The following is a 364-nucleotide window of genomic DNA, read 5'->3' on the forward strand; positions in this document are numbered from 1 at the left end:
GGCTGTAATAACGTCTTGTGGGGCGAGGGCTATCGACCTCGTTCGAACTGGTGTGCACGATCTTCATGATGCACACTATCGTTTCGATTGGTCATCGATTCAATATGCCTTCAGCAGACGCTTACGTTCCAGATCCCGGCTGGCAAGGTGTATCTGTCGCCCATGATCGACTGCTTCGATGGGCTGGTTATCAGTTGGTCAATCGGTACGCGTCCAGATGCCGAACTTGTCAACACCATGTTGGATGCGGCCATCGAAAGAGTGGCCAAAAGCGATGACCGCCCCGTCGTTCACTCTGACCGCGGTGCCCACTATCGCTGGCCTGGGTGGCTCACTCGGATACGCGATGCGAAGCTGATTCGCT

At 55.2% G+C, this 364-nt stretch carries 1 pseudogene; it reads left to right on the top strand.

Annotated features, from left to right (window positions below):
• Nucleotides 1-126 precede the first annotated feature (126 nt).
• Nucleotides 127-364: pseudogene (locus tag C5P05_RS00400) on the top strand (DDE-type integrase/transposase/recombinase); the annotation flags it as partial.

Origin of the sequence: Rhodoferax ferrireducens, from assembly GCF_003347515.1 — a bacterium.
In the GTDB taxonomy this organism is placed as follows: Bacteria; Pseudomonadota; Gammaproteobacteria; order Burkholderiales; family Burkholderiaceae_C; genus Rhodoferax.